Source organism: Brevibacillus brevis (assembly GCF_022026395.1).
Taxonomy (GTDB): domain Bacteria; phylum Bacillota; class Bacilli; order Brevibacillales; family Brevibacillaceae; genus Brevibacillus.
On the sequence record NZ_CP041767.1, the window covers coordinates 4,113,808 to 4,139,840 of the forward strand.

Consider the following 26,033-nt stretch of genomic DNA (forward strand, 5'->3'; position numbering starts at 1 on the left):
AGAACCCTTGATGAAACAGCGTTTTAGCTGTTTCTTAGCTGTTACCCCTTTTTCTTGGGAAATAGTGTAGGGAATTGTCGAGACCCCCGAACGTTTACTCTTGTTTTTAACAAAAGAAAAAGCACCGTAATGGTGCTTTCTACTTTTCAGTTATCTCCACATATTTTGTTCTAAGTTCCTGCTTATAGTCATCGATACTTTTTATCATTGACTGAATAATCTCCGTAGTAAATTGTACTGCACGTTGTAAATCTTCGGTATACTCTTCTCTATTTTCCATTTTTCTCTTTATGACTTCATAATCATATTCGCATCTGTCATAAAATTTTTGATAACTATAGAGCTTAACAGCCAGAGATCCGCCAATATCCTTTTTTACTCTTGCACAGGCTGTATCAACCTTTTCCTTTAACCTAACAAAAGACCCTAACTGATCTAGTTAATTTTCCCTTAAGAACAATAAGTTTAGTATTGGTTTTAAATCGTTGGAAACCTCATCAGCTACAATGTACTTATGAAAATACGAATCTACAAACTTTTCTTCTTTATCCCTTTTTAATGTTTGAGTTACACCTTGTAATGTTAGTTGTCCAGCAATAATGCCGCCAATTACAGCTCCAATAGCGCTAAATATTCCACTAAGAACTGTAGCCCAATTTGAGTCACCTGTTTTAATAAAGATAAAGGAGAAAGACAGAAGTAATACAATTATTGCTATCGTAACTATTATTGCAGAGTATGGTGAGTTAATAATTTTTTCCTGTTCCTTTTTCATATTCCCCTCCTTCTTCACATTTCGACAACTGGGAGAATTATCCTCCATAAGAAAAAGCACCACAAGGGTGCTATCTCCTTAAAAGTCTTGGTTGAAAAAACCAAACTACAAATGCTGCACCAGCCAATGCCCATAGCCACTCCGGAACTGTGGAGACAATCATTTTACCAACGTACAACATGCAAGAGAGTATAAATTCTATTACACTCATTTGATATTCATCCAAATATCTACACCTGCCTTTCAATACCATTTTCAGGCAAATGTAGGTACTTGTCCATACATAATGCCCCCTACTTTCTCCTGCGTAATGCAAGCCGCCACGTTCCGAAGTTTTAGCCGATGTGGTCGCAGTTGTTATAGGAGGCGGTGCAGAACAATCAGCAAGCCTTTACCCATTCTTACCGGTAACAAGACTCTGCACTCTTGGGGCAGGATTGGAGTAATCCATTAGGGACGTACGACGTAGGGATTGAGAAGCGCGGCGGCATCCCCTCACAAAGTTAGTCCCTGTTCCCTACGCCACGGTAATCGTCCGTCTTTGTTCTAGACATGGTTAGTGCTTGAAATGCGTTGCATGGTGTTGTGCGTCTCAAGAATTTTAATAGCCATTTCATAGACCTCCTCCACTAGAAAAGCTACTCATTTACTGAGCGGCTCATTTTGGTTTTTCTGTTTTTTCTCCTCGAAACCTTGTTTAGATGTATTCATTGCCTTGATCCTTCGTAATCTGTCCACTATTCATGGGATAACATACTTTATCAAAATCGTTGTAGCTGTATCAGAGGAAACCCGTTTCGCTTTCATAATCAATCTCTGGATACTGTCTTGCTACTGCCTTTACATGCTCCGTACTGCTGCAGAAATTACGATGTACTTTAACGTTTTTTGTTCTGCGATCAACAGTCAGCCCTTCTCGCACATATGACATTTCTATTTTTTAGGAGTTTGCATATGTGACTCTCCTTTCAAATGAAAAACCGCCCGTTTATACTAGTAGAGAATTGTTATAATTATGTTAATCCAAAAGAGGGGGATTGCTTTGTCTTTTAAAGTTTATAGACTGACAGATTACTTTCAACTTTTAACTCATACAGCTGAGACCAACAAACATAAACTACCACCTCCACTACCCTGGATTGAGCCTTCTGTAAACATGTTATACTTAGAAGCTGCATCATCTTTTTTATTCGGCAATTATTATAGTGCTATTATTTCAACCAGCACATTACTTGAGCATACACTTCGTGTGGCTGTCTTGAGTCCTGATCAAAATGGACTTAAGAGAAAACTAAGTAAGACCAAACTCAATAAATATCAATCCATTTCCGAGTTATTAAAAGCACCTAACATTAATCAGTTAATCCCTCATCAAGATGATCAAGATTGGTGGGATAAAATTGGAAGGGATTTGAGAAACAAGGTAGCTCATTACTTGATTCCTACCCTATTAAAACGTTACACAACTAAGGATTATCATCCTGAACACTATGTTATTACTAATGACGATGGCTCACCAAAAGGAAATGATTTATTGCACGATTGGGGCTCCTTCTATCATAGGTCTGATTACTACATATCAGAGCGTTTTTTATCAGAGTCTTACGATCAGTTATCGAAATTAATCGCAAATACTCAATGGCAAGCAGATACATCTTGGTGGATATCCCAAAAAGATTGGTATGATGAGTTTTTTTCATATGATTGGACTCACGATAAAATGCAAGACAGCTTAAGAACGTTATATACTACTATGAATTTTGAAGACAGCCTATCAAACAAGGAGTAGGCTGTTTTGTTTCCTCCACTGCATTACGATTTCCCGACACACGTAGGAACGCAAGCCTTTGGATCGGCAGAGCATCTATAAACATCGCAGGTGATCCTGCAATCACCAAACCCGTCCTTCGGTGTAATTGTGTGTCGTTTTGCGATTTCAATCTGATTGCCACAGACGTAGGCCAAATTTACAACTGCCTGGCCAAAGGCAGACACTTCAACTGCGCATAAAGCTGACAAGACGGAAACCTGATAGAACCTGAATTCACTTGTACACATGGCACACCTAACTAAGAATGCAAATCTCTTTCAAAGAAAAGACCACCCGTAGGCGGTCTAATCTATGCTTCAAACTTTTTCATAAATCAGAAGTAATTACTAACCATTCATCGCCTTACTGAAAAAGCAGGACTGAAAAGAATTCGATTTCACGATCTACGTCATACTCATGTCGTTATGCTTTGAAAATGCGAGAGAACAATAAACGCATAGCGGAGCGTATGGGATGGTCAAGTGTGAAGATGCTGGATCGCTACTCGCACATTACACCACACATGCAAAAGGAAACAGCGGATGCTTTCGGGGAAATGTTCTTTTCGGCACCAAATGGCACCAAAAAATCTTTAGTCGAATAAAGGGCACCACTTCGGCACCAATTTGCTCTTGATCGTAAAAAAGGGAACTAGTGGGGTCGTTATAAACATAAGAAAAACCCTTGATTTCTCAAGGGTTCTAGCGTTTATATTATGGTGATCCGGACTGGGTTCGAACCAGCGACCCCCACCCTGTCAAGATGGTGCTCTCCCAACTGAGCTACCGGATCATGGGATATATGTGTGATCGTTTAATGGTGGGCCCTGTAGGACTCGAACCTACGACCAATCGGTTATGAGCCGACCGCTCTGACCAACTGAGCTAAGGGCCCGAATCGTATCGGACGTCGATCACATTTATTACTATACAGCATCGTAAAATGGATTTCAAGAGGAAATGAATAATTTCTTGTAAAAATTTTCACTCGTACCAAAAGAACACTAAGAAACCCAGTGAAATCAGGCTTGTTTTTACCTGTAAAAAGCCATTCCCCACCGCTGCTGCCCACATCCCCTACCAAAACATGGGATTCCTTGCATGATGGCATCGCATCATACATGACTGCATCAAGGCACTTAAGCTCCACCGGTGAAGAATTGGCTCCTGACAGACTTAAGGCAATCCAAGAAAGGTTACAAAAAGAAACAAGATAATTAGGTAACGATTGAAACAAACTCCATCATCCCAAACCTAACCTACCCCGCCTGCTCCGTACCTTTCCCTTTCTCCTCGACACGCAACTCGGCTTCCTGTTGCTTCAACGCCTCGCTTCGTACCAAGTCCGCCTCCTGCTCATCTCTCATCCGATGCGCCATGCGGCTAGAAGCATTGGCTGCCACACTCGCCACGAGGTCGTCCAAAAATGTGTGAACGCGTCCCTCTGCCGACTTGGTATCCAGCCTTTTAATCACGCCGACCTTGTGCTTATCCAAATGTCCAAAGGTGGTAACTGCGATACTTCCATATCCAAATACGGAGCCTAGCGCCAATGTTTCGTCGCATCCGAACAGTCCTTCATCTGACGCGATAATGGATTGAAGCGGTTCAGACAAGAGGCCCTTCTCTGCTAACGTATCCAACTCAACGCCAACCAGGATGGCGTGCTGCATTTCCCTTTTTTCCAAGACCGCGTTCACGCTCTCGATGCACTGCGCCATCGTGAGATCTGGATGGTAAGGCGATTGCATGAGATAGACGATTTCTGCGATATCATCCACCGTCACTCCGCGTTCTGCCAAACGTGCGAGAGCAGCGTTTCTGACTTCGATGCTGTGTACTTGCTTCTTCATATAAGAGACAACCCCTTCCACAAATCGAGTGAAGTCGTTTCCTACCATAGTATCACACGCTGACCAAATTGCGACAATCTTTCGCCCAAAGCCTGACTCTGCACCCAAACTCTTGGGCATGCCCGCTCGCTCCTGTATAATAATGAACAGGAATATCCCATAAGGAGGACACCGCAGTGGCCCTTGAGGAAATCATCTTGGAAAGCCGGCATTTGGGGACGCCGGAAAAGCTGATTGTCTACACACCCCAACGCTACTCGCCACTCTACTCGTATCCAGTCCTCTTCGTACAAGATGGAGAAGATTACTTGGCAATGGGCAGAATGGCTTCTTTGCTGGATCAATTGAATGGGGACAAAGAATTGCCTGATATCATCGCTGTCTTTCTCCCTGTCGAGAAAAGCAAACGGAACGACCGTTATCATCCGGATGGCAAGGAGCACATGGCCTACCGTCGCTTCCTCGCCGAAGAAGTCGTGAGCTATGTCGATACGCATTACTCCACACATCCTTTGGGCAACGCACGAACACTTCTTGGCGAATCTTTGGGCGGAGTTGTCTCTCTGTTCACGGCGCTCAACTATCCACATACGTTTGGACAAGTTGCCTGCCAGTCGATTGCCATGGACGCAAAGCTAAATCGCTTGGTAGCTGACACTGACTTTTCCGTACCGCAGACCATTTATTTGGAGATCGGGACGGAGGAAACGGCAGTAAGCACAGGGCGCGGCACATTGAATCTTCTTGCGGCCAATGAAGAGCTGCGCGAGATTTTGGGCACGAAAAAAGCCACCCTCGTTTATGAAACGTTTGAGGGTGACCATACGTGGGGCCACTGGCAGCGCAATCTACCGCGTATGCTAAAGACGCTTTACGGGTAAACTTACCGTGGCTGTTCTTCTTGCGAACCTTCATCCTTAATCGTCGATACGAGAGCATCTTCGAACTCCCCTTTTCGTATCGCAGTCAAGATCGTGAAGGTCAGCACAGACAATAGAAGCAGGACGAGAAAAATGAATGTGATCATCATAGCCGTATGCATGCAGTGCGGCACCTCCTTGCACTACACAGTCTTTCCTTTGGCGCAAGGAATATACGGACCCACGCTTAACATTACACAAATGAAGAATTTTCTGTTAAAATAAGATCTTGTAGAGCATGATAGATAGTAAGGAGGAGTGGTTCTGATGATGTACAGTATCGTAATATTCCCATCTAGCAAGGTGCAAGAAGTAGCCAACTCTTACCGGAAACGTTATGACCCGGGCTATGCTTTGGTTCCTCCATATATTCGTTTGAAGGAAGCCTTTGAGCTGGACGAAGCCAAGCTTCCTGAGCTTGTGAGCCATCTGGAGCAGGTTGCCTCCTCTACCGACAGCTTTTCGGCTCATTTCCATCGGGTATCTTCTTTCCACCCTACCACCAACGTGATCTATTTGGCTGTGCAAAACAAGGAACCATTTAACGAGTTGCATCAAAAGATTGCCAATCAGTGTGTGAATGAAAAAGAAACCTACGCATACGTACCGCATCTGACCATCGGGCGCGACCTGTCCGACGATGAGCTGCGGGATGTAACCGGCCAACTGAGTATGGCAAAAATTGACCTGAACAGCGAAATTGATCGCTTCCACTTGATTTATCAGCTCGAGGATGGCATCTGGAGCGTTTACCAGACTTTCCTTCTCAAAAAATAAACACCCTTTCCTTAACCACCAACCCTCCCTGCGAATAATCGTAGGGAGGGATATTTTCTAACAAAGGACGAATATCGATGAACCTGCAAACCTACCAGATCCAAAGAGTCACCACTGAACAAGAATTGGCGGATGCCCTGTCTGTACGCCGTGTCGTTTTCATCGAGGAACAGGAAGTACCGGAAGAGTTGGAAATCGATGAGCATGACACACTGGATGGCGAGACGATTCATTTTGTGACCTACCGCGATGGAAAGCCAGTGGGCGCAAGCCGTATCCGCACCTACGCACCATGCGTGGGAAAAATTGAACGGGTGGCGGTTGCCAAAACAGAACGCGGTACCGGGCTGGGCCGCCAAATCATGCTTGAGATGGAAGCGCTGGCTAAACAACACGGGTATGACAGCCTGAAACTGAACGCACAGACGCAAGCCCAACGGTTTTATGAAAAGCTCGGCTATGAGCCTTTTGGCGACTTATTTGACGATGCAGGTATCGAGCATATTGCGATGGTCAAATCCATTCGCGAATAACAGAAACTGCGTGCAGCTCCATTCCCTCATTTGGAAAAACAACCTCGTTTTCGCGCTGATCATCATGCGAAGCGAGGTTGTTTTTCATTGAGAAAAAAATTATTTCACCAGCGGTTTCCGGATGGCCTCAATCACGCGATCCAAAGAGTCAGCACCGTAGCCCTCTGCTACTTTCTGTGTGGCCAATTCTAGCAATGGCATCAACCAATCAACGGGGATTCCCTGTTCCTGGCTGGCATGGATGATGTGTTCAAGTCCTAGTTTGTTCGTATTCAAATTGGACACATCGGTCGTGAAGTTTCCTTCATCACGGGCACGTGCGGCAACCGGGTCTGTCAAGAGCGGCGCAATCAAGTGATTTACCCAGTTGGTTGCGTATGGAAGGAACTCTGTTCCTGTTATGTTTGCCGTACTTAATAGGGCATGTGCATGCATAGAGCCATACCAAGCCCCATACATCATGGTAAGCAGCGACAAATCATAGATCAACGGAACTCCATAGTCTTCACCGAGATAGGCAGCGTTACCTCCCAACAGTTTCAATGTCGGTTCATATGCTTCAAATAGAGCCTTCGACCCACCGTAGAAAATGAGTGTTTCGGGCAGTCCAATCATTTGAGGGATAGCCATGATCGCTCCATCGAGATATTGCCCACCGCGTTCGCTTACCCACTTGGCTGTCTTGCGTGCGTCCTCCGGGGTTCCGGTGGTGAGGTTGACGATGACACGGTCTGATAATTCATTTTTCAAGGGCTCTAGCAGATCATGCATGACTTTGTAGGTCGATAAGCAAACAACAACCAAGTTGCTTGCCGAGATTGCCTCATCTACACTGCCCGCCAGCACTGCCCCCTTCTCGACTAGACCTTTGGCTCTATCTGCTGAGCGGTTCCAGACAGTCGTTGGATGACCGCCTTTTAGAAAAGCATCCGCGAGTGCTACTCCCATATGGCCAAGGCCAATAACTGTTACAGACGCGGGAATTGATGTTGTTTTCATCGATCTGACACTCCATTCCTTTTATTTTTCTCAAGCGAGATGATCAAGAGCTGCATACAAGGTCTGTTGCTCTTGATTGCGATTCTAAAGCTTTACACTAGTGTGAATGTCAATACAAAATTCAATGATTCTTGACACTTCTCACCAGGTGGAATAACATGAACTCAGAAACATACGATTCCGTATCTTTTGAGGTGAGCTATGCAATACGTACGTGAAGATTGGATTCGGGCAGGGCTCGATATGTTGGCTGAAGCAGGCATTGACGCTGTTCGCGTGGAACCCCTCGCCAGAAAACTGAAGATCAGCAAGGGTAGCTTTTATCATCACTTTCCAGATCGTCAAGCGCTTCTGGACTCCATGATCGATTATTGGCAGGAGCATGCGACGGAGCGAATCATTCGAGCGCCACACTCGGACAACATGTCGTTGGAACAGCTGTTGTCGAGCGTTTTTAGCAGCGAGCGAAAAATTGAGGCCGCCATCTACAACTGGGCGAAACAGCATCCGCCCCTATCCAAGCGTCTCGTGGAAATCGAGCAGCGCAGGATCGGCTTCGTTGCCTCCTTGTATGAGAAAAAAGGGCTGGCTCCGACCGATGCAACGGCACGTGCTCAACTCGCGTATCTCCTCTATATTGGTTGGCTCGTGCGCCGAGAGCTGGAAGCGCCTTTTGATATGTCCGTACCCTTGGATCATTTTATGAATTGGATTTGAATACCCCCTGCCTGACAGATTGTCTTGCGCAGGGATTTTTTCACCCAAAAACATACGAATGCGTATCTTTCGAAAAAAACCTTACGAATCATAGGAGGCCTTCCCATGACGCATGTTTTCACCATCTCATCTGCTATCTTCTTAGTCATCGTGTCCTTGCTGCATTTCTATTGGGCATTCGGAGGAAAATGGGGGACTGATTCCGTCATTCCCACAACAGCCGATCATTCACGCCGGACTTTTTCCCCCGGGAAAGGCGGTACGATCGTCGTAGCCTGCTTGCTGGCTTGTGCCGCTTACATTTTGCTCGCCCAAAACGGTTACCTCCCGCCTGTATTAGCCCCTTCTTTGATTCAATGGGGATGCATTGCCTGTGCCGCTGTATTCGTTCTACGCGCTGTGGGAGACTTTACCTATATTGGCTTTTTTAAAAAAGTAAAAAATACGAAGTTTGCCCGTCAAGATACGGCATTGTATACCCCTTTATGCTTGTGGTTAGGGATATCCTTTTTGCTCGCATTGTTTTAAGCTCACAAAAAACCCTCTTCCCATAAAAAAGAAGAGGGTCGCTTCTGTTTCGTATGGATGAATTACACCTTCCGCTTCGCCGCAATCGCACGTAGCCGTTCAACAGCATCCATCGTTGCCGTATGAGAGCCGAGCATCGCATGAAACGGCTCCTCTCCACGCCAGCCATGGAAATCAGAACCGCCCGTTACAACAAGTCCGTATTGCGCTGCCCACTTGCTGTAGCGCAATTTTTGAACCTCATCGTTGTCAGGGTGATTGACTTCAATCCCGTCCAATCCGAATACAATCAACTCTTCGACCAGCTCATCATCGTCATACAGACCTGGATGAGCCAGCACCGCCACTCCGCCGGCCTCTTGGATCAGCGTGATCGCTTCCTGCGGGGTAATACGTGGAGGATTGACATAAGCCGCTCCCCCTTTGCCCAAGTACTTATCGAAGGCCTCTGCGATCGTTGAAACGACACCCAGCTCAATCAGTTCTTCTGCAATATGCGGTCGCCCGATGTTTTTGTCCGTGCCCTGCTTGCGGCGGTATACCTTTTCCAATGAAATGTCGATGCCGAGCTCCTGCAGCCTTGCGATCAGCAGTTGGTTACGCTCATGTCTTGTCTCTCGCAAACGGAAGAGTCGCTCTTCAAAAGCCGGGTCTTCATACGGGACAAAATAGCCAAGAACGTGAATATCCTGCCCCTTCCCTACGGAGCTCACTTCCACTCCCGGAATGATTTCCACGCCGATTGCGCGGGCTGCCTCCATTGCTTCTGGTATCCCCGCTACCGTGTCGTGATCCGTGATCGCCAGTGCAGCAAGTCCTGCCTCCTTCGCCAAACGTACGTTTTCCGCAGGCTCACAGGTACCGTCTGACGCTTTTGTATGGGTATGTAAATCTGCCTTAAGTTCCATCCTCGTCCACTCCTTCTTTTCTTTATTCTACAAGTCTGAATCGGCATTGCCGTACATAGTATGAGACTAAGCTTCGATTCCCAATGGTTGAACCGAGGAGGATGTCCATGCGGTTAAAAAACAAGACCCTTACCGGTGTCGTTCAGCCACTCTCTTATGTTGACAAAATGCTGCGGCAACAAGGCTTTCATCGATCAGGCGGGGACAGTATGCCCACGTACGATGTCGTCATGTACGACTCCGCCAGCAGCAGCGCGTATTTTTTGCGCATCCCTACGAACTACACCAGCACAACGACCGGAAAAGGGGAACTGAATGTCAAACTGGGTCATCCGTATTTGGAAGCAAAGTTCTATATGAACACCTCATCCGAAGAAGTATTTTTCATTCCCAAGGCCGTCCGCGAAGCTGCAGAGCATAAGCTAGCAGAAATCGCCGATTACCTTTCTGCTCCCTCGGCTCCATCCTGAACAGTTCTCCACAACCACCGATTTTGTTCAAACCGGTATACCACCCTCTTTGTTTTCTGCAGCCCGACCAAGTAACCCATAAACGCTGTCCGAAACAGGACATAACTCGAAGCATTTTCTATGGAAATGTGTAAACGCTCACACAGGAGAGCTAACGCTTCTTCTGGTGTTCTCTCCTCTACGAAAATGTCGCAGATCACCGAGAAAATCCGCTCATGCCAAGCAATATTTTTATTCACGGCATCATGAGAGGTGGTGGTATATGCTCCGTGCCCAGGCAAGTATCCCTTGTAGTTGGTTGCAAGCAGTTTATGAAGACTGAGTAAGGTCTCATGCGCATCTACAAGAAACGGCAGCTTGTGCTTTTCCAAAACCTCTTCGCCTAAATAACTGTCGGCAGCGAAGCAAATCTCGTCACAGACGACGCCAACCTGTTGCCAGCTATGCCCCGGCAGAGAAAGGATAAAGAAAGGTACGCCATCTATCTCGATCCCTTCATCCAGTGGAAGGAGGTGGTCCACCCGAGAAGGCTGCGCCAGCAAAAACTTGTTTTGGAGATCCGCAAGTGGGGCTGCACCCATGTTCAAGTAAATGGGCTCAAGTATCGGATTCCGAATGATCGCCTCTTCCAGAGGTGGCGCATAGACCCTTGCTTCGGGCCAGCATCCGAGCAAGTAGGCGTTGCCACCGAAATGGTCGGCATGAGAATGCGTTTGAATGATTGCACACAAGGGCTGGGCGATAGCGTCCAGTCCTTTCTTGATTTTTTTGGCGTTTTGGGTATCCAGACCAGAATCAATCAGGATCGCTCCACGCTCACCAATGACAAGTCCTATGTTAACATGACCGGGAAAATAGCCGACACGCTCCGTTATCATTTGAAATGCTTGTCCAGACAAAACAGTCCCTCATTTCATCCTTTTCCTATTTATTTTCTCCAAAATATCGCCTTCCCCTCCCCTGTTCCTAAATGTCGTGCCAGTGATTACATAGAGTCGTGAGGAGTGATCATCCATTTTACGCGAAATAAGCGGGCCAATGATGGTATATGGTGGCAAAGGTCGCCCGAGCCCACTGAACATATGCGTAGTTGCCGCAACTGCGACGATTGTCAGCAAAGAGAAAATCATTCTTTCCATCCCGATCGTTTGCGTAGAACAAAGTACGATCAGCCCATCGATGAAAAAAATCAGCAAAGCAACGCGCAGCTTGTATCGTCTGGCAAGAAATTGCGCGAGCAGGTCTGTCCCGCCCGTATTCGTCTCGTAGGCAAGCATCAAGCCGACACCCATTCCGATTAAGACACCGCCAGTAATTGCGGAAAAGGAAGTTGACCATAGATTCCAACCACGCATGTCCGAGAGAATATCTATAAAGAAGGCAGAAATTAGCATGCCGTGAAAGCTGTGAAAAAACAATCGGCGATCATAAAAAAAGACGATGACATACACAGGGATGCTTATCAAAATCATTACCAACCCCGTCGGCATCTGCATGTAATATGTCGCCAACAAACCGATCCCGATCATGCCCCCTTCCATTAGGCGATGCGGAACCAAAAACAGATTGACTCCAATGCCTAGAAGCACGCTTCCTGTGAGAATCGCTACACTTTTTTGCAGCCAGTACATGTCGCTCTCCTCCTCGGACCGTGCTCGTTTATGTTTATGATCGAAAAGAAGCAGGTATGTCCAAGCATTGCCTCAGAATGCGCTCGTTCAAATCGGAACGTTTTGACTGTTCGGTTGACCTATTGGTATACTTACGAGTAACAAGAAAACCTGTGGCACGGCTCATGAATAGTATTCCATTGCAGGTTTTCGATTGAATATTTATCTCTTTTTGGTCGTACATGTACAATACCATTATCGTATCGGAGGTGAGTGCTCCACCTTTCGCACTGCGGGAGGCGGAGGTGTGCTTGGAGAGTCCGATAGGGGAGATTACGCTGAATCTGCTGCTTGTGGTTTTTTTGGTTCTTCTGAACGGCTTCTTCGTCGCAGCAGAATTCTCGTTGGTAAAAGTTCGCCAAACTCGTCTGACCCAGCTCGTCAGCGAAGGCAATAACAAAAGTGCCCGCTACGCGCAAAAAGTCACACAAGAGCTCGATGCCTATCTGTCCGCCTGCCAGCTCGGGATTACGCTGGCTTCGCTAGGTTTAGGCTGGGTTGGTGAACCTGCCGTCGCCCATTACGTCGCGCCCGTCATGGCATTTTTTTATTTCCCATCTTATTTGGTCGGTCCGACCTCACTTGCGATCGCTTTTGCTATCATCACATTTTTACATATCGTCTTCGGAGAGCTTGCTCCTAAATCTTTGGCGATCCAAAAAGCAGAGGCCACTTCCCTCTGGACAGCCGCACCGCTCATGTTTTTCTACAAGCTGAGTTATCCGCTCATCTGGTTTTTAAACGGAGCAGCCAATTTACTGATCAGACGCCTTGGAATCGAGCCCGCCACCGAAAACGAATCTGCTCATACCGAAGAGGAAATCCGCCTCCTCATGAACCAGAGTCATAAAAGTGGTCACATTGACCAGACCGAGATGGCTCTCGTCGACAATGTCTTCGTGTTTTCCGAACGTCTTGCCCGGGAAATTATGATCCCACGGATTGATATGATTTGCCTCTACGACGACAACACGTTTGATGAAAACCTCGAAATTATGAGAGAGTCTCGCCATTCGCGCTTTCCCGTCGCTCATGAGGATAAGGACAGGCTGATTGGCTTTGTGCACATCTCAGATTTTTACCTCTCTGCACTGACGACCGGGAAGGCAGAGTTAACTGATTTTCTCCGCCCATTATTGACGGTGCCGGAGTCCATGGAAATTAGCCACGTCTTGCGCTTAATGCAAAAACGCCGTTCCCAGCTTGCCATCGTGATTGACGAATACGGAGGTACAGCAGGGTTGTTAACGATGGAGGACATTTTGGAGGAAATCGTCGGTGATATTCAGGATGAGTTCGATGAAAATGAGCGCCCTGAAATTGAAGAAAGCTCTAGCAATACGCTCTCGGTTTCCGGCAAAACTCTCTTGACAGAACTGAATGATTATATATCGATTGAAGTCATTTCCGACGAAGTCGACACCATTGCCGGATGGCTCTATAGCCAGTTAAATGAAGAGGTCGCGAAAGGCAAAACCGTCACATTCCAAGGCTATCTTTTTACGATTAGTGAACTGGAAAACCATCGCATTACACGGGTGAGCATCACGTATTTGGGAGCAGAAGATTCGTCCCCTCTTCCTGAGGATATGGTGTCGCTGCACTCCTAATCGAATAAAACAACCATAATGGCAAGTGTCCCCTGCCGACAGGGGGCACTTCTTGTTTCCGAGGTGTCATGATGAACTACGCTTTACTAGACAACAAACCCATCCTGTTGCTACCTGAGAACTACAACCGCATACCGTTTTGGCGCATGGCTGCCCGGCAGGACAAGGTACGCTGTCCAGCCTGTGCATCAGCGCTTCGCCTTCATGCTGGCATCAGCTTTGAGCCGCATTTCTTCCATCCTGAGGGAGCAGAGTGCCCGCTTCTGACGGAAAATGGTCCTGCTCCTCTCGATTCGCTGCAAGCGATTAATGAGACGGCTGCCACTGCCTTTCAGGCTGTCTTGACTGCTACGGCCGAAAAAGATCACAGCGAGGCATCCATAGACGAAGACGAAGCAAATACAACGACCATCGGTTCCTTCCGCCTTCCGAAAAAGAGAACGATTGGCTCGAGCACGACGCCTCCCCCGCCAGCTCCGAAGCCACCGGTTTTCCGCAAACGCTTGATGCCGAAGAAGACCATCTCTCACATGGCTGAGCAAATGCGTGATCAATCGCTGCACCCGGGACAACAGCAAGCGGTGCACGCTACCGAGGGGCCTTTTCTCATCCTCGCTGGAGCAGGAAGTGGCAAGACGCGCGTCATGACTGCACGAACGACTCACTTGATCTCAGAGTTGGGCGTAAAGCCGAATCAAATCATGGTTGTGACCTTTACAACCAAAGCCGCCGATGAAATCCGTCAGCGCATTGCCCGGCAGCTACCCGCTGGACAAGCACGTGAGCTGATTGCTGGTACGTTCCACAGCATCTTTTACCGAATGCTCTTGCATCACCAGCCAGAACGCTGGGATCAGCAGCGCCTCTTGAAAAAGGATTGGCAAAAATGGCGGTTGATGCGCGAGACAGGCGCACTGCTCGGTCATGACGAGCTTGCTACGTTAAAAGAAACAGAGATTACCGAAGCACTCGGCATTATCAGCCGTTGGAAAAACGAATACATCCTCCCCCAGGAGGTCGCGTACCGGGAAACAACGAGCGATGCAGAAAAACGGGCGATCCAGCTATATCCTCTATATGAGGCCACAAAGAAAAAACATCAATGGTTTGACTTTGACGACATGCTCATTGGCTGCTATGAAATGCTGCGCGATGATTCAAGTCTCTTGCGCCGTTATCAGGAACGCATTACCTACGTGATGGTCGATGAGTTTCAGGATATCAATCGCATCCAGTATGAGACGGTAAAGCTATTAGCTGCTCCACAAAACAATTTGTGCGTCATCGGGGATGACGACCAGTCCATTTACGGGTTTCGCGGCAGTGATCCGCAGTACATCTTGGGCTTCACCAAAGACTTTCCGCAGGCATCGACATTTACGCTCGAGGTCAACTACCGTTCCCATTCCTCGATCGTCAGTCTTGGCTACTCGCTGATCGGTCACAATCGGGAGCGTTGGGCAAAGGAATGCCAGTCCTTTCATCGCGAGGAAGGCGACACGTATTTATTCGAGCCAGAGGACGAAGAAGAACAAGCTTCCCGGATCGTCGATGAAATTATCCATCGTCGCGAGCAGGGTGCCATTTTGGGTGAATGCGCCATCTTATACCGTACCAATGAATCTGCACGCCCCATTTTGGAGCGCCTGAGCGAAGCAGGGATTCCGTTTCATTACACACAAGAGGAAGATTCTTTTTACCAACGCCAGACGGTTCGCTGGTCGCTGAATTATTTGCGGCTCGCGTTAAACCCGGATGACACCGATGCGCTAAAAGAAATATTGTCGACCCTCTACATCTCAGCCGAAATGTGGAATGCCTTGCGCAGCCAAGCGATCATCGAGGACAAGCCGATTTTGCACGTTCTTCCGCATTTGGCACAGCTCAAACCGTATCAGCGCAAGCATATGCAGCAAATCAACGAGATTCTCACCGCGTGCAAAGATGTTCCACCCGCTCAAGCGCTTGAGCTCATCTATGAGGATGGCAAACTGCGCGACTATCTAAAAAAACGAGCGAAAGACCGGGAAGATGGCCGGGAACGTTGGAACGACGAGCTGCAGCAAATACTGGCAGCTTCCAAGCGCCATGCGACGATCAGCGATTTTTTGGCTTATATTGATCAAATGGCGCGACAAGAAAAAGAGTGGCGCACGATGCGGCCACTCCCGGACGAAGCTGTTCATGTTTTAAGCATCCATCGGGCAAAAGGTCTTGAATACGACCACGTTTTCTTGCCCGATCTGGTAGAAGGTGCCCTTCCTCATGAGTACACATTGGACGAGCTGCGTAAAGGCAGCTCGGGTGCGCTCGAAGAAGAACGCCGTCTCCTATACGTCGCGATTACCCGGGCCCGTCACAGCTTGTGTATCGGTATCCCCCGGGAGCGATTCGGACGAAAGACCCGTACCTCCCGCTTCATCGCCGAGATGGGCAGGTAAGTACTGAAAGCCGCCGCCCATATAAATCAAAAACTCTTCCATGTTCGTAATCAATGGAAACATAAAAAACAGGCCCCCTTTCACGCATTTTGGGTATAGTATGCGAGAAAGCAGGGCCTGCTATTCTTTTTCGGGAAATTGACTTCTGGTTAGCCGCCCATAATGCTGTAGCCAGCATCGACGTGCAGAATTTCACCCGTGATTCCCCGGGAGAGATTGCTGAACAAGAAGAGAGCGGTGTCGCCTACTTCCGATTGGTCAATCGTGCGGCGCAATGGCGCTTTTTCCTCAATTTCTTTCAGTACGGAGTTGAAATTGCGGATTCCTTTTGCAGCAAGCGTACGGATAGGACCAGCGGAGATCGCATTGATACGAATGTTCTCTTTGCCCAGGTCGTTTGCCAAGTAACGAACAGATGCATCAAGCGCAGCTTTGGCTACACCCATTACGTTGTAGTTTTGAATCACGCGCTCACCGCCAAGGTAAGTCAAAGTCACGATGCTTCCGCCCTCTGTCATCAACGGACGAGCAGCACGAGCAACTGCTACCAGAGAGAATGCGCTAATGTCTTGTGCCAATGCGTATCCTTCGCGGGAGGTGTTAACATACTCGCCTTCGAGCTCTTCCGTTTTCGCAAACGCGATGCAATGCGCCAGGCCATGAATTACGCCCACTTTTTCTTTGATCACAGCAAATGCCGCTTCGACATCCTCATCCTTCGTGACATCGCAGTTTACCAACAACGACTCTACTCCCAATTTTTCCGTAAGTGCCGCCACGTTTTCACGCAGACGCTCCCCTTGGTACGTAAAAATCAGATTTGCTCCAGCGTTATGTAAGGATTGCGCAATTCCCCAGGCAATGCTGCGGTGGTTTGCTACGCCCATGATGACGATGTTCTTTCCTTGCAACAATGTATTCATTATGTATCTGCCCCTTTCCCAACTTATTCCCCTGCATTATAACCGATCTTGTCCACGGATACGAGTGAATAAACGAGAGAGGCAGTGTAAAAACATTTAATCGGTACTTCCAGCCTGATCAGTTAGCGCTGATAGAGCTTCAGAGGAAGCCCACGATTCCTGCAATGGATTCAAGGATGTCCCCATGACCGGGAATTCAGTCAGTAACTGCAAGTGATCTTCTGTTTGCATTTGCTCTTGATGGTTCATACTGTCAGTCCACACTCCCTTCCTTCAGACTAGACTGGCTAGGAATGGGACCTTTTATGCATGCAAGTGATTCGCGTGTAAAAAAGCTGACAAAATCAGATACACGGCCATCGCGCCAACAAAATAAACCCCGTACTGTGCCTTTTTGGTTTGTCCGATATAAGGGACGAGATGGCTAGCGGATACATATAAAAAAATACCCGTCGTCATGGCCAGCATAATGCCAGACCAATTCGGTGGAAACATTCGCTCAGCAAAACCAAAGCTGAGAGCTCCTGCAATCGTCGCGATCCCGAGGGATGTCGCCCCCCAAAATGCTTTCTTTCTCGAGTTGGTCGCCGCTAGCAAAAGTGAGGCTATGGTTACACCATCGGGAATTTTGTGCAGCAGCATCGCTACCAACACGGATACACCAACTTCTGAATCCATCCGCAAGCTCGCGACTAATGAGACGCCTTCGACAAATGCATGTAATAAAAATCCCGTCATGACCCCAATCATTCCCGTGGAGCCAAACTCTCCGCTGGACTTGCTGATTAATTCCAAGGCAAAAAGTGTCACAAAGCCAACGAGCACAAATGGCATCAGCCACAAGCTCTTGTCAGAAAAGACGTGTGGCATCAAATCTAGCAGCGTAATCGCCAGCAGCAGCCCAGCCCCTGCACTGATCATCGCAAACAATGCCTCGGATGACCAGGCACGCAGGCACAACAGCAGTCCCCCGATACTGCTCGCCAAGGCAGCAGTCAAAAGGACAATCCAGAAAACAGATTGCATCATCCGGTCCTCTCCTCACCCAACGAGCAAAAACATGCTTACTCCTTCCATATTACGCGCCTGTCCCGGTCATTATGAGCATGCAACCACATTTGACAAAATACGACGAGCTGTCCGAATCGGACGAAAGATCACTAGTTTTTAGAACCTTTGTCGATTCTCTCTTACCCGGAAAATTTTGGTGCTATAATGAGTCCACCGGGAATACCGAGAGGAAAAAAAGGAGTGATTCGGGATGGATGTACAAGTTTGGATGGCTTCAAAAGAGGTAGCTGATCGCCTTGATGTGCATGTTCGTACACTGCGTAACTGGCTGGACTTGTTCGTACCAGCTCAGGAACGTCTGAAAAATCCGCAGGGTCACTATTTGATCAGCGAAGCAGGCTTTGAACTGCTCAAGGAAGTAAAGGAAAGAAAAGACAACGGCAACAGCTCGTTAAAAGATATTCAGCGCCAACTGATAGAAGAAGGACGCCTCTCCGAGGAAATGCTCATGGAAGAAGAACTCGCAGGTGCGGAAGAAACTGCCGTTACGCTCAGCGCCTCAAACAAGCTGGGAACGGGCATGCGAGAAGTGGAAATGACCGTCCACGAGACACTTGTCCAATTTCAGCAGGAGCTCACTCAGCTCTCCGCTATGAATCATATGCAATCGACCATTCTGCAAAAGATTGCGGACATTGAAGAAATGCAAGAGTCCCTCCGCTTAGAAATGCGCCGTGTCACTTTTGAACTCGATCTTATGCAACAACGCCTGACTCGTCGCAAGGAGCGCTATGCCCGCTACGAGCCTCGCTGGTCACTCAATCCATTCCGCTGGTTTACACGTTCAGATCGCGCAGCCGAGCAATAATCGTGTTTTTTCATACGGAAAAAAATGACAATTAGAAGAAGAACCTCGACAGCGGTAGTCTCCCCATGTTCTATTGTGATAAAATGGTACTATATGAACTGACTGAAAATCAGGACTATTTACATTCCACCAAAAAAGGACTGGGGCTTTCGTTGTGAGAAAATTGCATATTACTTCGGTAAAGCCGGGCGATGTCATTGCCAAGAGCGTGTTCCAAGAAAATGGGAACGTTCTGCTGGGGATCGGGGTACAACTAACTCCCCGTTACATTGAACGCCTTGTTCAATTGGGAATTGATACCCTTTACATTCAAGACAAGCATACTGAAGATATCATGCCGGAAGATGTAATCCGCGATGAGACGCGTAAAGAAGCCGTGGATGCCGTGTACAAAACGATGACCACCCTCATGGACCAGCCGCAGATCAAGCGCCGTACGTCCGCACCTGATTTCGGGAGCAGTTTTCAAAAGGTTTTTCGGGAAATCTTTCAAGACTTGAGCAGTCGCAAGGACATCTTGGTCAACTTGTCCAGTCTTCACGTTTTGGATGGTTACCTTTTTCACCACGCTGTCAATGTCGCTGTTCTGTCTGGTGTGGTAGGGATGGCCAAAGGCTACAACCAGCAGCAGATGATGGAATTGGGCATTGGTGCTCTTTTGTTCGACATCGGCATGACACAGGTTCCTAAGGAGCTCTGGACCATGCGTACCGAGTTAAGCCCCGAAGAACGCCAACGTGTCCAATACCACACCGAAGAAGGCTTCCATATTTTGCGGAATCAACATAATATCTCGGTCGTCTCCGCACACTGTGCGCTGCAACACCACGAGAGATACAATGGAACAGGATATCCTCGTCAGCTCTGCGAGAAAAATATTCACGAGTATGCACGCATCGTCGCAATCGCGGATGTTTACGATGCCTTGGTTTCCCCGCGTCCATTTCGGAAAAGCTACTCGCCGAGTGATGCTACCGAGTACTTGTTCGCTACAGGAAACACCTATTTCGACCTCGACTTGCTCAAGCTATTCCTGCAGCACGTCGCGATTTATCCAATTGCCTCTACTGTATTGCTGAGTACAGGGCATACCGGGGTCGTTTCCAAAGTGAATCCATTGGCAGTGAATCGGCCCACGATCCGTATTTTAACCAATGAAGATGGATCTGAAGTAGCCACCACCTATGAAATCGATCTCTACGATAAAGAATGGATGAGCGTAACGATCGTCAAAACCTTATAGGCTCACGACAAAGCTGAGATTCATTATTCATCTCAGTTTTTTCATGCGTGGGTACGGGTTGTTTTCGTACGTTGCAAATACCCCGCAACTAAAACGAGAGCGACCAACCCAATTTTGATCACATATTCGAGCCAACTCATCCCTGCGACCCACTCACGCATCGTATTTTCCATGAGAATCATATTCGCCGCCGTCACTGCCAGGACACCTGAACCAATATAAACAAGCCATACAAAGCGCTCCATTGCCTTTAAAATGAGCTGGCTACCAAAAACCATGAGAGGCACACTGATCAAGAGGCCCAGCACGATGAGGACGACGTCGCCTTGCGCTGCCCCTGCAATAGCGAGTACATTGTCCAGTCCCATCATCACATCTGCCACAACAATCGTCTTGACCGCTTGGATCAAGTCTTCACTCGAGTTGATTGCTTCCTCTCGCTCGTCCTCGCGCAACAGGTTGTAGCTGATCCATAGCAGAATGATTCCGCCAATCAGGTACAAATACGGGATTTTCAGCAAATAAACAGCAAGAATCGTAGCGATTACGCGTACGATGATAGCAAGAAACGTTCCCCACAAAATGGCTTGTTTTCGTTGTTCGACAGGGAGCTTCCGGCAAGCGATGGCAATGACCACGGCATTATCTCCACTTAATACGAGGTTAATGGTAATGATGAGTAGCAGCGACGAAAAAAAAGCAGATTCAAACAAAGGATGCACCCTCCCTGAACTTTTTGAGCCCTACTCGCCACCCTTGTACGGTGCCCCTGATTTTTTGTATGATGGTAACGAGGAGGGTTGTCGAAATGTCGAAACAATTCGTTATAGAAGCGATCATGTTGGCTATCTACGGGGAGTTGATGGTCCCATCGCAACCAGTAGAATATCTGATACCCGCGTCGACAATCTATGAATTGGACGAATTTATCCAGAGTCCTGAACCTATCATGCCCTACTCTGCTGATGATCAGTATGTCCGACGGATTATGAAAGAAATGAGCCAATTTTTTGCCGATCCATTCAACCGCAAACGAATGGAAAAAGGACTGATCGCCCCATGGTCCAAGGTTCCCTTTTCTTTTCCGAACGGCGTGACCCTGACGGTCGTAAAAGTAGAGGACAACGCCATGTGGGGGGAGATATTTGATCCCGTAGAGACACAGCTATTGTTGACAGCCATGAAATTCGAGGCCCCGCTTCTCACAGACCAGCCTGATTATCAGGATCGGATATTGGAATATATCGTGCCCGTTCAATTTTACGATGTGGATGATTTTGATTTCGCGCTCGAGCAAGGAATCTCTTTGAACGACCTTCGTGAACCATAATCAAGAAGACAGACCGACGAGCCTGATGCTTGTCGGTCTGTTTTAAGTCTTTGCCTTACCACAAAAAAACGTTCTGAGTAGGTTTGTCCATGGTACAATATGGGTAAAGACATGGAAAGCGGTTCGGGGAGGAATTATGCACATGGAAATGACGAAAAGAAGCAACGGTTCGGATTGGGAAGCAGAAGCTGCTGTTGAACAACAGATTTTGTTTAAAATGGGGAATGAATATTACGGACTGTCGATTTCGCTCGTACGTGAGATCATCAAGCCGCTGCCCATTACACGTTTTCCAAAATCTCCACTTTATGTCGAAGGAGTCATTGATCTGCGTGGGCGGATCTTGCCGATCATCAACTTGCGGAAAATGTTTGATTTGGAACCTATGGAAGAAACAGATGATACTCGTTTTGTTGACTTGCAGATGGATGGTTTGAACATTGGAATTATCGTGGATGCGGTCTCTGAGGTCATGAATATTCCGCAGAGCATGATCGAGCCTGCACCACCCATTATCGCTGGTGTAGAGGGCAAGTATTTGCAAGGCATTGCCCGAATGAACGACAAGCTGATCATGCTGCTTGATGTGGATGAAATTTTTGGACAGTGGAAAAAGAAGTAAGTGGCAGTGTAAAGCCCAGTGCGCAGATGATGCACTGGGCTTTTTGCTCTTTTTATTCGTTCTATCCTACTCTCTGCCTCCGCTAGCTAAATATGCAAAGTTCACCCACACCATCTCTTCGATTCCCAAAATTTCTTTGAACAGGTCAACCGAGTCGTACAACAGTGAAGCCCCTGTGTCGTCATCGACGTTCGTCAACAACTGCAAATCAAAAAGGGAACGTAACTGCTGAATCTGCTTCGGACCCACGATCCGACTAAACGACTGCGGCTTGATACGTGTGATCCCTTTACCTACTTCTCGCCGATACAACTCCGAACGCACTACCCTCTCCAGTATGTCTTCATACTTTTGCCGAACGTCCTCGCTGTCTACAATTCCTTCCTGCAGGTCAATTTCTGGATAAAGCCTGCCAAACTCGGCTTCCGCCATTTCCACATCGAGCGAGTAGCTGATTGTCGCTGACGCAACCTCGAAGCCTGCATCGAACAAGCGAAAGCCCCAGCCGTTGTCCTCAGCGTCATGAAACCAGAGGAGGGGAACGAATTGCTTGGACAGTCTCAGCAAAAAATCAAGCGTCGTGGAGGTTTCCAGCCACTCATCCTGCAGGAAAAATGCATTCCAGTCGCTGTTGACGTTTCTGTGGAAGTATGGCTGCTCTGTCTTGGATAAGGCAATCAGTACTTTCGGTTCGTATTTGCGTGGATAAAGAATGCCGGTCGTGAACTCACCCATCCGTTTTCCACCGCTTTCTGGAAGGCTTCCCTGATCCTTTCTTCTTAGTCTATTCAGGCAACGCTTGTTTTTTGCTGTGATCTTTATCAAACGTGCTCGTGTGGATAATCGTATGTACCGCGCCCTCCCGCAACAGCTCGGAATAATACAAATGGAAATGCCTTGCCTTCCATTGTGGCGGCTCCTGCGCTAAATAACGTTCATTCCAATCCAGGAGGGCAAGCTCATCCCCACTGCGATGCGGACCACGTGCCAGCGTAATATGTGGCCGATACCTCTTCCGATCGTAGGACAAGCCTTCGTGCAACTCAAACCGTCTGCCCAACAATAAATGCAGCTGTTTGAGAGGAGAAAGTTGGCCGCGCAGTCCCAGCCAAAGCACACGTGGATGCAGGGCATTCGGAAAAACCCCAAAGCTGCCAACACCCAGGGTAAATGGCTGGATGATCGCGCTGACGATATCCATATCCTCGCTGATAGCGGGAACGAGTAACTCATCTACTTCACCAAGAAAATGCAGAGTCAGATGCAAATTAGCGAGGGACTGCCACCTGTCCGCAGACACATCTTGCTTCAACCGTTTTTGAACATCGGCAATATAAGCGGCAGCCTCAGCGGGAATATCCAATGCTATGAATAAACGCATTTCTGTCCTCCTTCGAAAAAAATAGCCCTCCTGTGACGGAGAGCCATTTGTCTTTCATGCCGCTTTAGGCAGCCATCATCTTTCCGGTTACGATTCCCAAAACACTCCTGACATATTCCGCAAGACGGTTCGTTCCAGGCTGGTAAGTAAAGCGCAGGGTCAGTTCACTATGACCGACATGGCCAGCGGGAGGGATATTCCAGAAGTACTCTCCTTCCCCGTATAAAAACTCTTCAATGCGCTGCTTCTTTCCTTCGATATCGATACTCGGATCATACGTCAAGGAAAACTTCATCATGACAGAAAACGAATCTGTCCAAACGTGATCACGCTTATGTAATTTCCCATGGATAACAACTAAACCGGCTTCTCCCCACAGATTGTACTCGAGCAAAGCCTGAAACTGCGGATGTACTTGCAGCTCCAAGGCAGGAAGCCCTCCTTCGATCGTAAGTGCATGACGTTGTGCCAGTTGCTCAACCTCCCCTTGAAAACGGTGGGCGCATTCAGAAACAGCCTGGAACAAATTGGGTTCAACAGCGTACATCGTCGTCACCTCTCCCCAATGGAATGTCTGTCTTACCTAATTCGAATTCCCGCTTGTCGTATCCTTTGTTGAAAAATGACTTATTTACCCATATTTCATCGAAGACGAAAAAATTCCAGGGAGAGTCTTTTTTCACAATCTCACAACAATTACAGGTAAGGGACAGGCATCCCTGGAAACGCTTTCGAAAACACCTGCGCGAGATGCTCCTGTACCTCTTCATCCAGCTCCAAATGATAGAGGCGACCGCTCTCATAACGCAGCAGTGGATAGGCGCCCACCTGCAAGGGAGAAGCGTCCTGTGTCTGCACGTACTCCGGCAAGGTCATCAAAAAGCGCGAGAACGGATTCGCTTCATCCTCTGACATGTGAACAACCTCGAATAAATGCGAGAGACTAGGCGTCAGCACGATCATTGCGTAATCGCCCTCTTCCGCAGCCCATACGGTAAAGGACGTATCCCGGACTTCGCTGCGGGCGTGCCTGCGCATGACCCATATTGCTTGCTGCACAGTACTCATCAATAAATGCTGGGCCCCTTCTTCACCATGGACATCTCTCATGTGCTTGTAACGCAATATGAAGGCCATCCCCGATTCCGTAAAAACGGATGCAGGCAAGCTCATCGCCGAGATGCTTTCAGTCTCTTCCTCACGCACCTGCACCTCTTCCGGGAGTGTATCGGGAGTCCCCTCATAGAGCGCCTGAATCATCTCACGTGTCCGAGCCACTTCCGCTGGGGAAAAAGAAACCGACTCGGAATAGATATGGGTAAGTTTACGATCCGCGTAAGCCAAGTAGTGTAAAGAAGTATACGGCTGCTCGATCATTCTCAAGGCCATGCTTCGCTCATCAGCACGCGCTATGTCGAACGTCAAGGGAAAACCAAGCGGATTCAGCGGGTCCGAAAGTGTCCAAATGACCGCGAGCAGTTTATTTTGATACGTCTTGAATTCGAGCGAAACGGCATCTCTCGTCTGCTCACTGAAAGCATCCACCGATTCGAACACCAAATACAGCTCCACTACGCCAGTGCCACTAAGACGGACAAAGTAAGGAAGACCCTCTTCTTCTGCCAGCTTGTACAAATCGTGATAAACCACGGGGTCGAGTACCTCTCCCTGCGTTGACTCGTCTAGAGAGCACAGGGTGTCATCGGGGGTTAGCGGAGGAAAAAAATCGTCGTTCATGCGTTATTCCTCCTGTTTTCCCCAGTCTTTTAGCAATGCCCAATTGTCCATTTGTTTTAAGAGAGTCCGATCTGTCGCGTCAATGTGGACAGGGGTGATCGCAATATAACCGTGCTTGAGCAAATCATAGTCCAGCGGCTCCGCCAGTGGCATGACTTGAGGATACTCGCGTGCCAAATAATAGCCTTCTGCTTCTTCGCTATATTTGTCTTCATAGTGGTTCATGGACAAGGTGGCCGGAACCATTCCTTTCACCTCAGCCAGCGGCACATGCGGGATATTGATATTCCAGAATACCTCTGACGCCAGTTCCCCTTTGACCGCAAGATCGCTGAATTCTTTTACGAGCGGACGAATCATCTCCACTACATCGCCGTAGTTGTCTTGATCGAACCAGTTATCATAGGAAAGGGCAACACCAGGAACACCCAAGATTACCGCCTCCCTGGCACCGCTGCACGTACCGGAGTAATAAATATCACGTCCGAGATTGGTCCCGACGTTAATCCCCGAGAATACGATATCCGGCTTTTTCCCATGTTCAAACAAGAGATGGTAAGCAGCTTTTACACAGTCAGCAGGGTTACCATTGACCGCCCACGCTTTCACCGGCATTCCGTAAAAATCACGCTGTTCAGGCGAGAGTGCACTCCGATAAGTGATTCCGTGTCCGACCCCGCTTTTCTCTTCAACCGGTGCTACTATATAGACTTCCGCTCCCTCCAAAGTGAGCAAAGCTTCTACTAACCGCTTGATACCAAGAGCATCGATGCCATCATCATTCGTAACCAAGATCCGCAAAATAGGGTCTCCTCCTTTAACCATAGCGTTGCCACTTGCTGAGACGTTATTTTTCTTATTGTACTGTAGAAAACGAGGCTGCGCCACGCTTCCCCCAAAAACGAAAG

General features: G+C 47.9%; 29 protein-coding genes and 2 tRNA genes. 13 read left to right on the forward strand and 18 right to left on the reverse strand.

Translation table 11 applies throughout. The features are described 5' to 3' along the window. Positions 1-439: 439 nt before the first annotated feature. Positions 440-775: a hypothetical protein gene (locus FO446_RS19440; protein WP_237898856.1), complete on the reverse strand. Its 336-nt coding sequence runs from the start codon at positions 773-775 to the stop codon at positions 440-442. A 1,042-nt stretch (positions 776-1,817) separates the two neighbouring features. Between FO446_RS19440 and FO446_RS19445 the strand changes: the two genes are divergently transcribed. Next, complete coding sequence (locus FO446_RS19445) at positions 1,818-2,564, forward strand: hypothetical protein (RefSeq protein ID WP_237898859.1); 747 nt, start codon at positions 1,818-1,820, stop codon at positions 2,562-2,564. Positions 2,565-3,301: 737 nt separating this feature from the next. Here FO446_RS19445 and FO446_RS19450 read toward each other — a convergent pair. From FO446_RS19450 to FO446_RS19460, 3 genes are all read right to left on the reverse strand, one after another. Next, positions 3,302-3,377 (reverse strand) — tRNA-Val (locus tag FO446_RS19450). Between the two features lie 25 nt (positions 3,378-3,402). After that, a tRNA-Ile gene (locus FO446_RS19455) sits at positions 3,403-3,479 on the reverse strand. A 364-nt stretch (positions 3,480-3,843) separates the two neighbouring features. Further along, the gene (locus tag FO446_RS19460) at positions 3,844-4,437 is read right to left on the reverse strand and encodes a phosphatidylglycerophosphatase A family protein (protein ID WP_173608391.1); all 594 of its coding nucleotides are present in this window, start codon (positions 4,435-4,437) and stop codon (positions 3,844-3,846) included. A gap of 176 nt (positions 4,438-4,613) precedes the next feature. Between FO446_RS19460 and FO446_RS19465 the strand changes: the two genes are divergently transcribed. Further along, positions 4,614-5,318: an alpha/beta hydrolase gene (locus tag FO446_RS19465; protein WP_173608335.1), complete on the forward strand. Its 705-nt coding sequence runs from the start codon at positions 4,614-4,616 to the stop codon at positions 5,316-5,318. 2 nt (positions 5,319-5,320) lie between these two features. Here the strand turns inward: FO446_RS19465 and FO446_RS19470 are convergent, their stop codons facing one another. Beyond that, the gene (locus FO446_RS19470) at positions 5,321-5,479 is read right to left on the reverse strand and encodes a hypothetical protein (protein WP_237898861.1); all 159 of its coding nucleotides are present in this window, start codon (positions 5,477-5,479) and stop codon (positions 5,321-5,323) included. A gap of 145 nt (positions 5,480-5,624) precedes the next feature. On the opposite strand from FO446_RS19470, the gene FO446_RS19475 reads away from it, so the two are divergent. Both FO446_RS19475 and FO446_RS19480 read left to right on the forward strand, forming a co-directional pair. Beyond that, positions 5,625-6,134 carry a YjcG family protein gene (locus tag FO446_RS19475; RefSeq protein ID WP_173608337.1) on the forward strand — a complete coding sequence of 170 codons (510 nt, stop codon included), beginning with the start codon at positions 5,625-5,627 and terminating at the stop codon, positions 6,132-6,134. Between the two features lie 77 nt (positions 6,135-6,211). After that, a complete protein-coding gene (locus tag FO446_RS19480) occupies positions 6,212-6,667 on the forward strand; it encodes a GNAT family N-acetyltransferase (protein ID WP_237898863.1) in 456 nt (151 codons plus the stop codon). A 99-nt stretch (positions 6,668-6,766) separates the two neighbouring features. On the opposite strand, the gene FO446_RS19485 is transcribed toward FO446_RS19480, so the two are convergent. Continuing rightward, a complete protein-coding gene (locus FO446_RS19485) occupies positions 6,767-7,666 on the reverse strand; it encodes an NAD(P)-dependent oxidoreductase (protein WP_173608339.1) in 900 nt (299 codons plus the stop codon). Between the two features lie 201 nt (positions 7,667-7,867). Between FO446_RS19485 and FO446_RS19490 the strand changes: the two genes are divergently transcribed. Both FO446_RS19490 and FO446_RS19495 read left to right on the forward strand, forming a co-directional pair. Then, the gene (locus tag FO446_RS19490; RefSeq protein WP_237898865.1) at positions 7,868-8,383 is read left to right on the forward strand and encodes a TetR/AcrR family transcriptional regulator; all 516 of its coding nucleotides are present in this window, start codon (positions 7,868-7,870) and stop codon (positions 8,381-8,383) included. A gap of 105 nt (positions 8,384-8,488) precedes the next feature. Next, on the forward strand, positions 8,489-8,911 hold the full coding sequence (locus FO446_RS19495; protein ID WP_232773770.1) for a DUF3995 domain-containing protein: 423 nt from the start codon (positions 8,489-8,491) through the stop codon (positions 8,909-8,911). A 62-nt stretch (positions 8,912-8,973) separates the two neighbouring features. Here the strand turns inward: FO446_RS19495 and FO446_RS19500 are convergent, their stop codons facing one another. Further along, the gene (locus tag FO446_RS19500) at positions 8,974-9,819 is read right to left on the reverse strand and encodes a PHP domain-containing protein (RefSeq protein ID WP_173608342.1); all 846 of its coding nucleotides are present in this window, start codon (positions 9,817-9,819) and stop codon (positions 8,974-8,976) included. Positions 9,820-9,926: 107 nt separating this feature from the next. On the opposite strand from FO446_RS19500, the gene FO446_RS19505 reads away from it, so the two are divergent. Beyond that, on the forward strand, positions 9,927-10,289 hold the full coding sequence (locus FO446_RS19505) for a hypothetical protein (RefSeq protein ID WP_047068510.1): 363 nt from the start codon (positions 9,927-9,929) through the stop codon (positions 10,287-10,289). On the opposite strand, the gene FO446_RS19510 is transcribed toward FO446_RS19505, so the two are convergent. Together FO446_RS19510 and FO446_RS19515 are read right to left on the reverse strand one after the other, a co-directional pair. Beyond that, positions 10,259-11,188, reverse strand: a complete 930-nt coding sequence (locus FO446_RS19510) for an MBL fold metallo-hydrolase (protein ID WP_232773771.1) — start codon at positions 11,186-11,188, stop codon at positions 10,259-10,261. The genes FO446_RS19505 and FO446_RS19510 overlap by 31 nt on opposite strands. A gap of 9 nt (positions 11,189-11,197) precedes the next feature. Beyond that, the gene (locus FO446_RS19515) at positions 11,198-11,920 is read right to left on the reverse strand and encodes a YitT family protein (protein WP_173608344.1); all 723 of its coding nucleotides are present in this window, start codon (positions 11,918-11,920) and stop codon (positions 11,198-11,200) included. A gap of 284 nt (positions 11,921-12,204) precedes the next feature. Here FO446_RS19515 and FO446_RS19520 point away from each other — a divergent pair, with 284 nt between their 5' ends. Together FO446_RS19520 and FO446_RS19525 are read left to right on the forward strand one after the other, a co-directional pair. Next, positions 12,205-13,569, forward strand: a complete 1,365-nt coding sequence (locus tag FO446_RS19520) for a hemolysin family protein (protein ID WP_232773773.1) — start codon at positions 12,205-12,207, stop codon at positions 13,567-13,569. 71 nt (positions 13,570-13,640) lie between these two features. Continuing rightward, positions 13,641-16,010, forward strand: a complete 2,370-nt coding sequence (locus FO446_RS19525; RefSeq protein WP_237901076.1) for a UvrD-helicase domain-containing protein — start codon at positions 13,641-13,643, stop codon at positions 16,008-16,010. 149 nt (positions 16,011-16,159) lie between these two features. Here FO446_RS19525 and fabI read toward each other — a convergent pair whose 3' ends face one another. The 3 genes from fabI to FO446_RS19540 form a co-directional block, all read right to left on the reverse strand. Then, positions 16,160-16,933 (reverse strand): enoyl-ACP reductase FabI, encoded by a 774-nt coding sequence (fabI, locus tag FO446_RS19530; RefSeq protein ID WP_016742464.1) that lies wholly within the window; start codon positions 16,931-16,933, stop codon positions 16,160-16,162. Positions 16,934-17,029: 96 nt separating this feature from the next. Further along, positions 17,030-17,182, reverse strand: a complete 153-nt coding sequence (locus FO446_RS19535; protein ID WP_173608346.1) for a hypothetical protein — start codon at positions 17,180-17,182, stop codon at positions 17,030-17,032. 54 nt (positions 17,183-17,236) lie between these two features. Then, positions 17,237-17,962: a ZIP family metal transporter gene (locus FO446_RS19540; RefSeq protein ID WP_173608347.1), complete on the reverse strand. Its 726-nt coding sequence runs from the start codon at positions 17,960-17,962 to the stop codon at positions 17,237-17,239. A gap of 232 nt (positions 17,963-18,194) precedes the next feature. On the opposite strand from FO446_RS19540, the gene FO446_RS19545 reads away from it, so the two are divergent. Both FO446_RS19545 and FO446_RS19550 read left to right on the forward strand, forming a co-directional pair. After that, positions 18,195-18,812 (forward strand): MerR family transcriptional regulator, encoded by a 618-nt coding sequence (locus FO446_RS19545; RefSeq protein WP_237898867.1) that lies wholly within the window; start codon positions 18,195-18,197, stop codon positions 18,810-18,812. A 154-nt stretch (positions 18,813-18,966) separates the two neighbouring features. After that, the gene (locus FO446_RS19550) at positions 18,967-20,055 is read left to right on the forward strand and encodes an HD-GYP domain-containing protein (protein WP_173608349.1); all 1,089 of its coding nucleotides are present in this window, start codon (positions 18,967-18,969) and stop codon (positions 20,053-20,055) included. A gap of 41 nt (positions 20,056-20,096) precedes the next feature. Here the strand turns inward: FO446_RS19550 and FO446_RS19555 are convergent, their stop codons facing one another. Next, positions 20,097-20,777, reverse strand: coding sequence for a TerC family protein (locus tag FO446_RS19555; protein ID WP_173612305.1), 681 nt, complete (start codon positions 20,775-20,777; stop codon positions 20,097-20,099). Between the two features lie 86 nt (positions 20,778-20,863). Here FO446_RS19555 and FO446_RS19560 point away from each other — a divergent pair, with 86 nt between their 5' ends. Together FO446_RS19560 and FO446_RS19565 are read left to right on the forward strand one after the other, a co-directional pair. Then, positions 20,864-21,385, forward strand: a complete 522-nt coding sequence (locus FO446_RS19560; RefSeq protein WP_015892281.1) for a hypothetical protein — start codon at positions 20,864-20,866, stop codon at positions 21,383-21,385. 142 nt (positions 21,386-21,527) lie between these two features. Further along, positions 21,528-22,007, forward strand: a complete 480-nt coding sequence (locus FO446_RS19565; protein ID WP_173612304.1) for a chemotaxis protein CheW — start codon at positions 21,528-21,530, stop codon at positions 22,005-22,007. 66 nt (positions 22,008-22,073) lie between these two features. Here FO446_RS19565 and FO446_RS19570 read toward each other — a convergent pair whose 3' ends face one another. The 5 genes from FO446_RS19570 to surE all read right to left on the reverse strand — a co-directional run bounded on the left by FO446_RS19570 (position 22,074) and on the right by surE (position 25,950). Then, positions 22,074-22,742 (reverse strand): hypothetical protein, encoded by a 669-nt coding sequence (locus tag FO446_RS19570; RefSeq protein WP_173612303.1) that lies wholly within the window; start codon positions 22,740-22,742, stop codon positions 22,074-22,076. Between the two features lie 49 nt (positions 22,743-22,791). Beyond that, complete coding sequence (gene thpR / locus FO446_RS19575) at positions 22,792-23,388, reverse strand: RNA 2',3'-cyclic phosphodiesterase (protein WP_232773774.1); 597 nt, start codon at positions 23,386-23,388, stop codon at positions 22,792-22,794. A 64-nt stretch (positions 23,389-23,452) separates the two neighbouring features. Beyond that, positions 23,453-23,935, reverse strand: a complete 483-nt coding sequence (locus FO446_RS19580) for a hypothetical protein (RefSeq protein WP_173612301.1) — start codon at positions 23,933-23,935, stop codon at positions 23,453-23,455. Positions 23,936-24,084: 149 nt separating this feature from the next. Next, positions 24,085-25,125, reverse strand: a complete 1,041-nt coding sequence (locus FO446_RS19585) for a hypothetical protein (protein WP_173612300.1) — start codon at positions 25,123-25,125, stop codon at positions 24,085-24,087. Positions 25,126-25,128: 3 nt separating this feature from the next. After that, positions 25,129-25,950 carry a 5'/3'-nucleotidase SurE gene (gene surE, locus FO446_RS19590; RefSeq protein WP_221868828.1) on the reverse strand — a complete coding sequence of 274 codons (822 nt, stop codon included), beginning with the start codon at positions 25,948-25,950 and terminating at the stop codon, positions 25,129-25,131. Positions 25,951-26,033 lie beyond the last annotated feature (83 nt).